We start from the raw sequence: 14,299 nt of genomic DNA on the forward strand, positions 1-14,299 counted from the left end.
GGATGGATGAGCCGACCGCGTTTATAAAGAGAAAGGAGCAACCCATGGCAGAGAGACAGTACGACTGGTCAGCAATTGCGAAGAATCCCAAGTTTATCGAACTGCATCACAAAAAATCCGCTTTCCTCTTCGGCTGGTGGATATTCTCCTGTGTGTATTACTTCCTGCTTCCCATCGGGGCAGCGTATGCGCCGGGCCTGTTCAGGATCAAAATCATCGGCGTCATCAACTTCGGCTATCTCTTTGCACTTTCCCAATTTTTTGTGTCGTGGGGGCTGGCTCATTACTACGCTCACGTGGCCAACAAGGACTTTGACCGGCTGACCAGGGAACTGGTCGAAGAAATCCAGTAAAGGAGGGATACGACATGACTATCAAAAATATCATCATTGCCACCGGTCTGGTTCTTTCCGTCGCAGCGGCCGCCTTTGCTGAGGAGCCTGCCAAGGCTCCTGCAGGCCCCGGTGCCACGACCGCCGCAACCGCTCCTGCCGCAGCCCCGTCCGCCATGACCGCGCCGGCCGCCCAGGCTCAGGCCCCGGCCGCAGCGCCCGCCCCGGCCAAGAAGAGGGAGCTCAAGGCAGACAAAACCATTACCCTCACCATGTTTGCCGTCATCATCGGCATCACCCTGGGCGTTGTCGTCTGGGCCGCCCGGCACACCAAGACCGCCTCCGACTTCTACGCCGCCGGCGGCGGCATCACCGGCACCCAGAACGGCTGGGCCATTGCCGGCGACTACATGTCGGCGGCCTCCTTCCTGGGGATTTCCGGCCTGATTTCCCTCTACGGCTATGACGGCTTCATGTACTCGGTCGGCTGGCTTGTGGCCTACATCACCGTGCTCCTGATCGTGGCCGAGCCGTGCCGTAACGCCGGCAAGTACACCCTGGGGGATATCCTCTCCTTCCGCACCGAGCCCAAGCCGGTACGCGCCGTGGCCGCCATCTCGACCGTGGCTGTCTCGACCTTCTACCTGACCGCCCAGATGGTCGGCGCCGGCAAGCTGATGGCGCTCCTGGTCGGCGTTCCCTACAAGACCGCCATCATCGGCGTCGGTATCCTGATGGTCGGCTACGTCGTGTTCGGCGGCATGACCGCCACTACCTGGGTCCAGATCATCAAGGCCGGCCTGCTCATGTCCGGCGCCTTTCTGTTGTCGGTCCTGGTTTTGGCCAAGGCAGGCTTCAATCCGATCGGTTTTTTCAACGACATCGTCAACAGCCCCGACATTCAGGACCACGTATCCAAGCTGGCGTTAAAGGATGGGATTGCCCTGGCCGGTACGGAGGCGGGCCAACGCTTCCTTGAGCCCGGCCTGTTCATGAAGGCGCCGCTGGACCAGATCTCCCTCGGTATGGCCCTGGTGTTCGGAACCGCCGGCATGCCGCACATCCTGATGCGCTTCTTCACCGTGCCCACGGCCCAGGCCGCCCGCAAGTCGGTCATCGTTGCCATGTGGCTCATCGGTCTGTTCTACGTCCTGACCACCCTGCTCGGTTTCGGCGCCGCCATCCACGTGACCCCCCAGGGCATCACACAGGTTGACCCGGGCGGCAACATGGCCACCTTGCTCCTGGCCCAGCAGTTGGGCGCGGACATCGCCCCGATCGTCGGTGACCTCTTCCTGGCCTTCCTCTGCTCGGTCGCCTTCGCCACCATCCTGGCGGTCGTCTCCGGTCTGGTTCTGGCCGCCTCTGCCGCCATTGCCCACGACATCTACGTCAACGTGATCAAGGACGGCCATGCCGACCAGCACGAGCAGGTCATGGCTGCCCGCATCACCTCGCTGGTCGTCGGCGCAGTCGGGATCATCATCGGTCTCATGGCGGAAAAAGCCAACGTCGCCCACCTGGTGGCCCTGGCCTTCGCCGTGGCTTCCTCCGGCAACCTGCCGGTGGTCATCCTGTCGCTCTTCTGGAAAAAATTCAACACCGCCGGCGTCATCTCCGGCCTGGTGGTCGGCACGGTCGCCTCCATCGGCCTGGTGATGGTCTCCCCCAATATGACCTATCCCAAGGTGGTTGCAGCCGGGGCGCAGAAGGTCATCACCGCCCTGGAGAAGAAGCAGGCCGCTCTGCCCATGGGCGCCCAGCTTGACGAGAAGGACGCCAAGGCCCTCGCCAAGGCAAAGGTCGATTACGAGAAGAACAAGGGCGGCACATCCATCATGGGGCTGGACAAACCGATCCTGACTCTGAAGAACCCGGGCATCATCTCCATCCCGCTCGGCTTCCTGGCGGCTATCTTTGGAGCCCTGGCATTCCCCAGCAGGCGTTCCGAAGAGATGTTCGACGAGATCTACGTCCGTCAGAACACCGGCATCGGCATGGCCAAGGCCATCGACCACTGATGGTGTAATATTCGATAGCAGGTGTATAATGGGGAAAGCTTTTGGCTTTCCCCATTTATTTTGTACCGTTCAGGGGTCCACCAATGAGGCGAATGTCACGGCATGTACCGGCAACCGTGGAGCCGGCGGCAGCCCGTCATCCCGGCGCCGGGGGAGGGGAGCGCGATGTCCTGGGAGCGCTGCCCGATCCACGCCGTATCGGCCGCTACTGCACGGCCGACGAGATCGGCCGTTTCCTGAGGAGCATCTCCGCTCTCCTGGATGAGGATCGCCGGCGTATGGTGGCGTGGCGCGCCGAAGGCGACCGGCTCATGCACGGCATTGCCGCCGCCGGGCAGAGTGAACTGAAAGACATCCATGAGGCCCTGAACCGGATAGAGGTTGAGCGTTTCCTCCTGCTTTTTTCCGTTGCGTCCCTTCATCGCAACTGTACCCATTATCGGGACGAATTGGCCAAGCGCGCCATGACGGGGGTGGCCGAAGAGCTTGAAAGCAGAGGCCGCCCCGTGCCGCCGGTCCCGTTCGCCCTGGTCAGCATGGGCAGCGATGGGCGCGAGGAACAGACCCTGATTACGGATCAGGATTACCTGATCGTCTACGGCGACGGTGGCGGCGAGGAGGCGGACAGCTATTTCCTGGATTATTCCACGCTGTTGGTGGACCGGTTGGAGGAGGCCGGTTTCAAGCGTTGCACCGGCGGCATCATGCCGACAAACCTGACCTGGCGTGGTTCTCTTGCCCAGTGGCGCAAGCGCCTTTTGGCCATTGTCAGGTATGAGGTGGATGATTACGGCAAGAATATGATGGATCTGATCGTTCTCTCCGATGCGCGCCACGTTGCCGGAGACCGCTCCATAGCCCAGGAACTCATCGGATTGATCAGGGGAATGGAGCGGGATTACTTTCAGGTCTTGTGGGGGATGGCCCGGGCGGCAACGGAGATGAGGCTGGCGCTGGGATTCATGAAGCGGCTCTGGACCGAGGGGAGCGGCGAGCATAAGGGGGAATTCAATCTGAAGCTTTTGGCCTGGGCTCCCTTGGTGATGAATATACGCATTCTCGCCATTAACCAGGGGGTGCCGGCGACAAATACCGTGGAGCGTATCGCTTTTCTCGAAAAGGAAGGGAGCTTTTCGGCGGAGATGGCCCAAGGTTTACGCGAGGCGTATTACATCCTGACCAAATACCGCATCCTCATGCAGATCAACGTGATCAAGGGGATCCAGAGCGATTCCCACTATCTGAACCCCTACCGGCTGCCAGCCGAAGAGCACGAAAAGATCCGTCGTGCGATTGTCGGAATCGAGGAACTGCAGAAGATCATCCATACGAATTTTTCGATCATGTAGAGGTCCGTGCCGATTCCGGCAGAGGCGTATCGCATACGCGCCGGATTGGGCGAATACCGGTTCGCCGCTACAGGTGGAACAGGGCCTGAATAGAAAAAGGGAGTGTCTTGGGACACTCCCTTTTTGCTTGGGCAGACCTTGTTGTTGCCGAAACTACTGACGTTTTTTGCCGGCGGCCTTTTTGGCTTTTACTGCCGGCGCCTTGCTCGTCCAGTTGTTCAGGTCATGGGCGATGTTGTGGCAATCCTGGCATTTGGGGAACTTGGTCAGGATGCCTGCCGGATGCGGGGTGCCGTGGCAATCCTGGCACTTGGGCAGCATCTTGTGTTTGTTCTGGTGGCACGTTACGCACAGGAGCTTGCCATGCTTTGTTTTGCTGGCCGACAGGAACGACATGGCGTTCTTGTGGCAGGCGGCGCAGTCCTTGTTGGGAAGAGACGAGCCATAGGTGACCACCTTCGGCATGTGGGCCTTATGGCAGTTCTTGCAATCGGCAGCGGTCATGTCGCTGGAGTGGGGCTTGTGACATTGGGTGCACAGGGGGATCTTGCCATGCACGTCGTGACAGAAGGAACAGTTCAGGGCGGTGTGTTTGCTCTTGTTCTCCCTGAGTTGCTTGATCTGGCCGCTGTGGCAGGAAAGGCATGGGTCGGTCACGTTGCGGCCGAAGGAGATGTCCTTGGGCTTATGCGGATTCTTGTGGCAGGAAAGGCATCCCGAAAGCTTGTAGTGCGGCTTGTCGGAGTGGCACATGCTGCACTTGGGAATCGGTTTTTTGACCGCGGGGGGGTGGCCGATGTGGCAGTCCAGGCAGGATACGCTTGTTTTGTGAGCTCCCCCGGCAGCCGCAATGTCTGCCGGAGGCTGTGCATGGCACTTGACGCAGTCAAGGTTGACAAGCGCCGTAGCGGAGTCTGCTGCCCATGCGCCACCAGCGAGGCTGACGGCCAGGGAGAGTGCTGCCAAAAAACGAGCTGCAATTTTCATTTTTCCTCCTTCATGTCAATTGAATAAAATCGGGGCTAATTATAGACAAAATAAGGCTAATTTTGCAACAGGCATTTTGTCGGTCCGGGGCGCTTGGTTGTTGTCACGATGATGTGTGCGTCTCTATTTTATGGGATATTATGTAATTAATAGTGTTTTTATGTATTAATTATATAAAAAATAGTTGACAGTTTTTCAAATTGTTGTAAATAGATGATCAAGCTAAAAAAAGAGGCGGAATGGTATTGATATGAAATGCACAAATCAAGTGAAGACGATCCGCGAATCAAAGCTCATGAGCAAGTCGGAACTTGCCCGCAAAGCTGGCGTGTCTGCGCTCACGGTGGACCGGATCGAGCGGGGGGAAAGCTGCCGCCTTGAAACCAAGCGAAAAATTATCCTCGCATTGGGCTACTCGCTAGATGACAAAAACAAGGTTTTTCAGGATTAACGACAACGGGAACCTGATATGTTTCTTTTTAGAAAGCAAAAGGACGTCATCGGAATAGACATTGGCTCCAGTTCGGTAAAGCTGGTGCAGATCAAATGCCTCAAAGATGCTTTTCAGCTTCTCAATGTGGGCATTGTGCCGCTTCCGCCGGAAGCTATCGTGGACAACACGCTGATCGATAGCTCATCTATTGTCGCGGCGCTGAAGAGCCTGACGGCAAGCCTGGGGGTCAAGGTCAGGGACGTCGCCTGCTCGATCTCGGGCAACTCCGTCATCATCCGCAAGATCACCCTTGCCGCGATGCCGGTCGAGGAGTTGGAAGACCAGATTACGTGGGAAGCGGAACAATACATCCCGTTTGACATCAATGACGTCAATATGGATTTTCAGATACTTTCGCCCGACAGTATCGATTCCGCCAAGATGAACGTGCTGCTCGTTGCCAGCAAAAAGGATATCATCAACGACTATGTGGCTGTTTTCAACGAAGCGGCCATGCAGTTGTCCGTGGTTGATGTGGATTCATTCGCCGTGCAGAATGCCTTTGAAATCAATCACGATGTCGGCCCGGACGAGGTTGTGGCGCTCATAAATATCGGCGCCAACATCATGAATATCAACATCGTCAAAGACGGCATCACGCTTTTGACCCGCGATGTCCAGATGGGCGGAAATCTCTACACGGAAGAGATTCAGAAGCAGATGGGCCTGGGCAGCGCTGAAGCGGAATCGGCAAAGCTCCTGGCCCATGAAACGCAGAACAGCGCCCTGCTGGATGTGCTGGGCAAGGTGAACGACACCCTTACCCAGGAGATACGCCGTTCGCTGGATTTTTACAACTCTACGGCAAACGAGGACCGTATTACCAAGATATTCGTGAGCGGGGGGTGTTCCAAGGTTTATCGTTTGAATGAAACGGTGAGTGATAAGCTGAGCTTACCGGTTGAGATCATTAACCCGTTTGCAAAGCTCAAGTATAATGAAAAGGATTTTGACCCTGAATACCTTCAGGAAATCGGCCCGCTCATGGCGGTAAGCGTTGGGCTTGCCATAAGGAGGGTAGGGGACAAATGATCAAGATCAACTTATTGCCGGTTCGTGCCGCGAAAAAGAAAGAGACGGCCGTCCAGCAGATCTCCATCTTCTGCGTTAGTCTGCTGCTGGTGGCTGTGATAGTCGTGTCCTTATATATCGTTAAGCGGATGCAGATCGCTTCCGCACAGGCGGACATTACAACGGCCAACGAAAAAATCGGGGCGTTGAAGAAGAGGATCGGCAAGCTCGAAGAACTCAAAACCCTGAAGGACCAGGTGAAGAAAAAGCTGGATGTCCTGGCACAGCTGCGCAAAAACAAAACCGGACCGGCCGAGCGTTTGTCCACGTTAAGCGACGTTACCCCCGAGCAACTTTGGCTTACCGGCTACACGGAAAACGGCGCCGACATCAAGTTGTCGGGCATCGCTTATACGGAAGAGTTGATAGCCTCTTTCATGCGCAGCCTCGAGGCATCCCGTGATTACATGGGGGTCGAACTGGTCGTGTCCGAGCAGATGGAGTTGGGCGGGACCAAATTGAAAAAGTTTGAGTTGACATGCAAGTTGAAGGCAGCTGCCCCGCCGCAGCCCGCGGCCGCCCCTAAGAAATAGCATTTTATTTGAACTAGGATGGACTGGCTATGGATCCGCAAGTCGAAAAAATTCTAAAGCTGCCGACAAAACAAAAGATCCTCATACTTGTGCTTGTGATGGCCGTGGAAGCCGCTGCGCTGCTCTATGCGCTGTACCTGCCCAAGTATAAAGAGCTGAACGCCCTGGAGGCGGACTTGTCGAGGCTCCAGAACGAGATCGATGAGAAGACCAGGGTTGCCAACAATCTTCCCCGGCTCCAGCGGGAATACGACCAACTCAACCGGGAACTCGCCCAGGCGCTGACCGAACTCCCCAACTCCAAGGAAATTCCCTCGCTCTTGACAAGCATCACCACCCTGGGCAAAGGGGCGGGACTCGATTTCCTCGTTTTCAAGCCCAAGGGGGAGTCGCCCAAGGATTTCTATGCCGAGGTGCCGGTTGACATTACCGTGTCCGGGTCGTATTACAGCGTTGCCAACTTTTTTGCCGCTGTTGCCAACCTCCCCCGCATCGTCAACATAACCAACGTGGCTTTTGCCGATATCAAGAATGTCAACAACAGGATGATGACAAAGGTTACCTGTCTCGCGACCACATTCCGCTTCCTTGATAAGAAAGAGATTAAGGATGATAAGAAGAAGCCTGCTCCCAAATAGCCGTTTTGTGGCGATCATTGTTGTCATGGGCATCGTGGCTGCCACACTGCCGGGCTGCAAGAAAAAAGAGCCGCCCGCAACGGTTGCCCAGCCGGCCAAGGCCGCTGCGCCGCAACAGCCCAAACCGGTGCAGAAAGCGGTAAGTTCGGCGCTTAAGCTCCAGCCGCCGCCGGTAAATCAATTCGACTTCAGCAACAAAAAAGATCCTTTCAAGCCCTTTCTGGTCGTCAAACAGCACCCTGCGCCGGCGGCGGGCATTGTGAGCAGAGCCGTCCAAGGTAGCGGCCTCCCTATCCACAGCTTCGATGTCGGCCAGTTCAAGCTGATCGGCGTGGTGACGGGTGACCGGCAAAACAAGGCAATGGTTGTTGACCCCAACGGCAAGGGATATGTCCTCAAGGTGGGCATGACGATCGGCAAGAACGACGGTCGCATCACCTCGATCAGCAATGCCGGCGTGAATGTGCTGGAGCAATTCAGAGACGACAACGGTCGGGTGCGCAAGGAGACCATCAAAATCACCCTTCCCAGGAAACAATAAGGAGTTCCGCATGAAGTGGTTAATGAGACAATCTATTGTTCTAGCCTTTGTCTTGACTGTGTCGGCAGTCTTTCTTGCGGGTGGGGCAGGCAGTGCGGAATCCGCCCCGGAGCCCGCTAAAGTCAAACTTGCCGCCATCGAATCGATAAACGCATCCGGTGAAGGCGAAGCTGCGGAGCTTGTCGTCAAACTTTCCTCGCCCGCCACCTATACAAGCTATAAGACCACCGCCCCGCTTCGCCTGGTGATAGACCTGTCTCAAACGACTCAAGGCGCCGTTACTGCTCCGGTTGCCGTCAATAAGGGCAACATCAAAAACGTCAGCGTCAGCCGCTTTGACACCGCGGCCGGCACACTGACACGTATCAGCGTGGAACTGGTCAACGATATCGACGCGGTTATCTCCGCCTCCCCGGCCCAACCCGGCGAGTTGCATATCGCCTTTCCGGTTCAGCATGCTTCGACTGCGGGAACGGTAACGGCCGAGAAAACGGCCGGCATCCCTGGGGAAAATTCCGCCCCGGCTGTCATGCCCGTTTCCGGTGGGGCAAAGGCTACGGAACCTGCCCAAGCCGGCGCCAAGTTGCAGCCGGTCGTGCCCGGGGCGGTCACGAGGCGCGCCTTGAACGCCGTTACGGCAAAAGATGGCGCCATAATCCTTGCCGTCGATGGCGGCGTAGAAGAATTCAAGACGTTCAGGCTCAATAAACCCGAGCGTTATGTCATCGACCTGTTCGGCGTCACGAGTATCCTGCCCAACCGTTTTATTCCCCTGAACGCAATCGGGGTCGCCTCGGCCCGTATCGGCCTTTACCCCGACAAGACCCGCGTCGTGCTCGATGCCGTCAACGGCAGTTTCCCGGAAGCCACAACCACGAAAGCTGAGGAGGGAGTGAGGGTTATCCTCGCGGGTGCGGCCGATCAGGGAGCTGTTTCCAAAACTGCCGCGGCCGCCGTGGCAAAAGCAGACGAACAGCCTGCCCCGCACAAAGCGCCTGACAAGGCGGTTACAGCGCCGCCCGCGCAAAAGGCGGTCGTGCCGTCTGCGCCTTCCGCCGCCGCAACGCCCAAAATGGAGACGCGCACGGCAACCGGCCCCGCCATTGTAGAGATGATCGACTTCCAGGTGATCGACAGTGTGTCCCGCGTTGCTGTCAGGGTAAGGGGCGATGTTGACGCCGAGCAGCCGGTCAAGACTCCGGGGTATGTTACCCTGACGCTGCGGAACGCCACGCTGGCGAAGCGGCTGCAACGCTCCCTGGATGCCCAGGCCTTCGTGACGCCGGTTCTCCGGGTTACCCCCTTCATGGTCAAGACCCGCAAAGGCACCGACACCAAGGTGCGTATCGCGTTGCGCGTCGCCGCACCGTATGAATTCCGCCATGAAGGCGATATGCTCTACATCGATTTCAAAAATCCCGAAGGACTCACGGCAGGGGCTTTGGACCTGGGGACCCCGGAAGCACATTTCCATCCCCGGCATCCGGTCGCAAAAGATGCGGATATAACCTCGGAACTGGCGCCCGCACCGGATTCTCCGGCCAAGTCGGGTGAACTGGTGAAACACTACAAGGGGCGGAAGGTCACCCTTGAGTTTGCCGATGCCGAGGTGCGCAAGATCTTCCAACTCCTCTCCGAGGTCAGCAACAAGAACTTCGTGCTTGGCGACGATGTCACCGGGACGATCAGCATCAAGCTGGTCAACGTGCCCTGGGACCAGGCCCTGGACATCATCCTCGACACCAAGGGGCTCGACAAGCGCGAAGAGGGCAACATCATCATCATCAAGGGCAAAGGGAAATTCAAGTCCCAGGCAGAGGAAGAGCAAGAGATCAGAAAGGCTTTGACGAAATCCATCGAGCTTAAAACCGAAACCTACAGTATCAATTATGCCGATATTGCGACTATTGCCGCCCAGTTCAACGGGCTGAAAAGCGAACGTGGCGTGATTTCCCCGGATACGCGCACCAACAAGGTGATCGTCAAAGATATCCCCCAGGCTCTTGACGACATGCGCAAGCTGTTGCAGCAACTCGATGTGCCTGAAAAACAGGTCATGATCGAAGCCCGGATTGTGGAGGCAACCTCTACTTTTACCCGTTCCCTGGGCGTAAACTGGGGTATCCATTACCGGGACGGTTCCGCGTCATTCTTGGGGATCAATTCCCTTGACACCACGTTCGGCGGCGCGGTCTCGACGGTCCCTTCCACGTCCGGTGCCAGCAGCAACTCCGGGACGGCGACCGGTATTTCCTTCGGCTCCCTCACCAGCAATATTCAGCTTGATATGCGTCTGAACGCCGCGGCAACCGCCGGGCTTGTTAAAATCGTCTCAACGCCGAAGGTCGCGACATTGAACAACAAGACCGCCAAGATCACCCAGGGGCAGCAGATTCCCTACACGTCCTCAACCTCCGATAAGGTTGAAACCAAGTTCGTCGAGGCGGCCCTGGCGCTGGAGGTAACCCCGCATATCAACGCCAATGGGACGATCAGCATGAAGATCGACGCCAAAAACGACTCTCCCGGCTCCTCCACGAGCGGCAGCACCGCACCATCGATCAATAAAAAACAGGCCACGACCGAGATGCTGCTGCGTGACGGAGAGACCACGGTTATCGGCGGGATCTACGTGGACAACGATACGGAAACCGATGAAGGCGTCCCCTTCTTGATGGATATCCCTTTTCTGGGAAAATTCTTTAAATCGAATTCAAAGCAGAAGACAAAGACCGAATTGCTGATATTTATTACGCCAAGAATTTTGAATACGATATAAAGTAAAAACAGTCTGGGAGGCTTCATGAAGTCGTTACGCTATTTCTCTCTTATATCACTTGTTTTGATCGCTTTTATACTGCAGTCATGCGGTGGCGACAAAAACACGAACGGTTCGCTTACCATAACATCCCCAACGGTTACCGGCCCGACTGGCGGATTGTACACAATTTCGGAAACAGTCACATATACGCCGCCATCAGGAAAAGACCCAAATGGTCTGGAAGTCGACGTTACTATAACCAACCCAAACTATACGCCAGCAACAACAACAAAAAAATATAACCTCGATTCTACCGGATCTTTTACAATTACGGATTACTCCATACAAGGTGTCGATTCGGTAGCATACTTTGTGACTGCATCAACCGGTGGGCTGTCGAGTTCTGTTGCCACTATACTTACCGGCAGCTCCCCTCTGAATGCGAGCCCATCTCCGATCGTGTTTGCGTCAACTGACGCGGCTGGGACTGTAAAAACCTCAACTATTGCCGGTGGTATCACGCCATATGCGGTTACTGCAAACACCAGCGCTGATCTTGTTGCAACTATTGCAGGGACAACGTTGAGTGTGACTAAAACATCTATAACCGGAGTTACACAGAAATCGGGAACTATCACGGTTACAGACTCCTCTGGTTCCCAAATAACGATACTTGTTTATTATTATTAGAATTATTGTGTGTGAAATATGCGGTGAGCGGGTCTTATTCACAAGGCTGACCGAGAGATAAAAAGATATGCTTTTTGCAGGGGGATGTTGCATAATCCCCCTGTTTTTTTTATAGTGTCTGTTCGGGTGCGGCGATGGCGTGTGCTGCCGCGAGGCGTTGCCGGCCGGCACCCCGAATTGCTTGAAATTCATTACGTTAAAGGTGTTATGCAACCATGAGCAAAGAACTGGCAAAAGGCTACGAGCCGCACGACGTGGAAAAGAGATGGTACGCGGAATGGGAGGCCAAGGGATACTTCCGTGCCGCCGCTACGTCGGATAAGAAACCCTTCAGCATCGTCATCCCCCCCCCGAACGTTACCGGCGCCCTGCACATGGGGCACGCCCTCAACAATACCCTGCAGGATATCCTCTGCCGCTGGAAGCGGATGCTGGGGTACAACGTGCTCTGGATGCCGGGTACCGACCATGCCGGCATTGCCACGCAAAACGTGGTGGAGCGCCAGCTTGCCGCCGAAAAGAAGGATCGCCACGAACTGGGGCGCGAGGCATTCATCGAGCGGGTCTGGAAGTGGAAGGCCGAGTCGGGCGGCCAGATCATCGGCCAGTTGAAACGCCTGGGCGCCTCCTGCGATTGGGAGCGGGAACGCTTCACCATGGACGAGGGGTTGTCCAAGGCGGTGCGCACCGTGTTCGTCAAGCTGTACCAGGACGGTCTCATCTACCGGGACAACCGCCTGATCAACTGGTGTCCCCGCTGCCATACCGCCCTGTCGGATATCGAGGTGGAACACGAGGACAAGAAGGGGCACCTGTGGCACATCCGCTACCCGGTGGCCGGTGAACCGGGAAAATACGTGGTGGTGGCCACCACCCGTCCCGAAACCATGCTGGGCGATACGGCTGTGGCCGTGCATCCCGAGGATGAACGCTACCGGGCTCTGGTCGGCAAGAAGGTGATCCTGCCCCTGGTCAACCGGGAGATTCCGGTGGTGGCCGACGACTACGTGGACCGGGAGTTCGGCACCGGGGTGGTAAAGATCACGCCGGCCCACGATTTCAACGACTTCGAGGTGGGCCAGCGTCATGGCCTGGATAAGATCAATGTATTGGACGAATCCGGTATCATCAACGCCGAGGGGCGCCAGTACGAGGGGATGGACCGCTTCGAGGCCCGCAAGCGGATCGTCGAGGACCTGGAAGCGGCCGGGCTGCTGGAAAAGATCGAGGACCACGCCATGGCGGTGGGGGGGTGCTACCGCTGCAAGACCGTGGTGGAACCCTACCTCTCCCTGCAGTGGTACGTCAAGGTCGCCCCCCTGGCGGAACGAGCTCTGGCGGCGGTGAAGGAGGGCAAAACCCGCATCCTCCCCAAGCAGTGGGAGAACACCTATTACGACTGGATGGAGAACATCCGCGACTGGTGCATCTCGCGCCAGATCTGGTGGGGGCACCGCATCCCGGCCTGGTTCTGCGACCACTGCGGCGAAGTGACCGTGGCCATGGAGGCCCCGGCGACCTGCTGCAAGTGCGGGAGCGATGAGCTCCGCCAGGAGACCGATGTCCTGGATACCTGGTTTTCCTCGGCCCTGTGGCCCTTCTCCACCATGGGATGGCCCGAAAAAACGGCGGAACTGGCTACCTTCTACCCCACCTCCTGCCTGGTGACCGGCTTCGACATCCTCTTCTTCTGGGTGGCCCGCATGATGATGATGGGGCTGCACTTCATGGACGAGGTCCCCTTCGGGGATGTGTACATCCACGCCCTGGTGCGGGATGCCCATGGGCAGAAGATGAGCAAATCCAAGGGGAACGTGATCGATCCGCTGACGATCATCGACCAGTACGGCACCGACGCTTTCCGGTTCACCCTGGCCGCTTTTGCCGCCCAGGGACGGGACATCAAGCTGGCCGAGGAGCGTATCGCCGGCTACCGCAATTTCTGCAACAAGGTGTGGAACGCCGCCCGTTTCACCCTGATGAACCTGGAAGGGTTCGATCCCGACACCCTGAAATTGCAGGAGTTGCCGCTCTCCGAAGGGGATAAGTGGGTCCTGCACCGCCTGAACGAGACCGCCCGGGAGACCGGCACGGCCCTGGCGGAGTACCGCTTCAACGAGGCGGCCATGGGGCTGTACCAGTTTACCTGGAGCGAGTTCTGCGACTGGTATCTGGAACTCTCCAAGAAAGACCTGTACGGCGACGACCCGCTGCGCAAGAAAACGGCCCGGTATGTGCTCTGGTACACCCTGGAACAGCTGCTGCGGCTGCTGCACCCTTTCATGCCCTTCATCACCGAGGAGATCTGGCAGGCCCTGCCCGGTACGAAGGGAGCAACCATCATGCTGGCCCCGTACCCGGAACCGGCCCCGGAGCGTTCCCACCCCGAGGCGGCCGCCAACATGGAGCGGGTCATGGCGGTCATCGGCGGCATCCGCAACATCCGGGGCGAGATGGAGGTGCCCCCTGCACGCGAGATCAGCGTGATCCTCTCCTGCGGCAGCGACGAGAGTCTCAGGCTGATGAAACACAACGAAGGGGCCATCGTCAGCCTGGCCCGGGTCGCCGACCTGGCCATGGGACAGGGGATCGAGAAGCCGGAGGATGCCTCCATCCAGGTGGCGGGAGACGTGCAGATCTTCGTGCCGCTCAAGGGGCTGGTGGATGTGGAGGAGGAAGAGAAACGCCTGCTCAAGGAAATCGCCAAGATCGAAAAAGAGATCGACCTGTTTTCGAAGAAGCTGGAGAACCCCAGCTTCGTCGAGCGCGCCCCGGCGGATGTGGTCGCCAAGGAGCGGGAAAAGCTGGCCGAGGTGACCGACAAAAAGCTGGTGTTGGAAGCGAGCCTGGAAAAGATCAGACACCTGAAGGGCTGATGCATGG

General features: G+C 57.3%; 12 protein-coding genes. 10 read left to right on the forward strand and 2 right to left on the reverse strand.

The window, feature by feature from the left end:
- Positions 1-44 precede the first annotated feature (44 nt).
- The 3 genes from F6V30_RS11245 (at position 45) to F6V30_RS11255 (ending at position 3,702) form a co-directional block, all read left to right on the forward strand.
- Positions 45-353: a DUF485 domain-containing protein gene (locus F6V30_RS11245; RefSeq protein WP_151157062.1), complete on the forward strand. Its 309-nt coding sequence runs from the start codon at positions 45-47 to the stop codon at positions 351-353.
- A gap of 14 nt (positions 354-367) precedes the next feature.
- Positions 368-2,353, forward strand: coding sequence for a solute symporter family protein (locus F6V30_RS11250; RefSeq protein ID WP_151157063.1), 1,986 nt, complete (start codon positions 368-370; stop codon positions 2,351-2,353).
- Between the two features lie 83 nt (positions 2,354-2,436).
- A complete protein-coding gene (locus tag F6V30_RS11255; RefSeq protein WP_246163464.1) occupies positions 2,437-3,702 on the forward strand; it encodes a putative nucleotidyltransferase substrate binding domain-containing protein in 1,266 nt (421 codons plus the stop codon).
- A gap of 153 nt (positions 3,703-3,855) precedes the next feature.
- Here F6V30_RS11255 and F6V30_RS11260 read toward each other — a convergent pair whose 3' ends face one another.
- Entirely contained in the window at positions 3,856-4,689 is an 834-nt protein-coding gene (locus tag F6V30_RS11260) for a cytochrome C (protein WP_151157064.1), read from the reverse strand.
- A gap of 250 nt (positions 4,690-4,939) precedes the next feature.
- Between F6V30_RS11260 and F6V30_RS11265 the strand changes: the two genes are divergently transcribed.
- Genes F6V30_RS11265 through F6V30_RS11290 form a run of 6 tightly spaced genes read left to right on the forward strand, consistent with a single transcriptional unit; the run spans position 4,940 to position 10,744 of the window.
- Positions 4,940-5,140, forward strand: coding sequence for a helix-turn-helix transcriptional regulator (locus F6V30_RS11265; protein ID WP_151128701.1), 201 nt, complete (start codon positions 4,940-4,942; stop codon positions 5,138-5,140).
- Positions 5,141-5,158: 18 nt separating this feature from the next.
- Positions 5,159-6,214, forward strand: coding sequence for a type IV pilus biogenesis protein PilM (gene pilM, locus F6V30_RS11270; protein ID WP_151157065.1), 1,056 nt, complete (start codon positions 5,159-5,161; stop codon positions 6,212-6,214).
- Positions 6,211-6,786 (forward strand): PilN domain-containing protein, encoded by a 576-nt coding sequence (locus tag F6V30_RS11275; protein ID WP_151157066.1) that lies wholly within the window; start codon positions 6,211-6,213, stop codon positions 6,784-6,786. The genes pilM and F6V30_RS11275 overlap by 4 nt, the downstream gene beginning before the upstream one ends.
- Before the next feature lie 29 nt (positions 6,787-6,815).
- Positions 6,816-7,424: a type IV pilus inner membrane component PilO gene (locus F6V30_RS11280; RefSeq protein ID WP_151157067.1), complete on the forward strand. Its 609-nt coding sequence runs from the start codon at positions 6,816-6,818 to the stop codon at positions 7,422-7,424.
- A gap of 25 nt (positions 7,425-7,449) precedes the next feature.
- Positions 7,450-7,965, forward strand: coding sequence for a pilus assembly protein PilP (locus F6V30_RS11285; protein WP_246163466.1), 516 nt, complete (start codon positions 7,450-7,452; stop codon positions 7,963-7,965).
- A gap of 10 nt (positions 7,966-7,975) precedes the next feature.
- Positions 7,976-10,744 (forward strand): type IV pilus secretin PilQ, encoded by a 2,769-nt coding sequence (locus F6V30_RS11290; protein WP_191965664.1) that lies wholly within the window; start codon positions 7,976-7,978, stop codon positions 10,742-10,744.
- Positions 10,745-11,061: 317 nt separating this feature from the next.
- On the opposite strand, the gene F6V30_RS11295 is transcribed toward F6V30_RS11290, so the two are convergent.
- Positions 11,062-11,364 (reverse strand): hypothetical protein, encoded by a 303-nt coding sequence (locus F6V30_RS11295; protein WP_151157070.1) that lies wholly within the window; start codon positions 11,362-11,364, stop codon positions 11,062-11,064.
- 267 nt (positions 11,365-11,631) lie between these two features.
- On the opposite strand from F6V30_RS11295, the gene F6V30_RS11300 reads away from it, so the two are divergent.
- Positions 11,632-14,292 carry a valine--tRNA ligase gene (locus F6V30_RS11300; RefSeq protein WP_151157071.1) on the forward strand — a complete coding sequence of 887 codons (2,661 nt, stop codon included), beginning with the start codon at positions 11,632-11,634 and terminating at the stop codon, positions 14,290-14,292.
- Positions 14,293-14,299: the final 7 nt, after the last annotated feature.

It is taken from the genome of Oryzomonas sagensis (assembly GCF_008802355.1).
Classification (GTDB): Bacteria; Desulfobacterota; Desulfuromonadia; order Geobacterales; family Pseudopelobacteraceae; genus Oryzomonas; species Oryzomonas sagensis.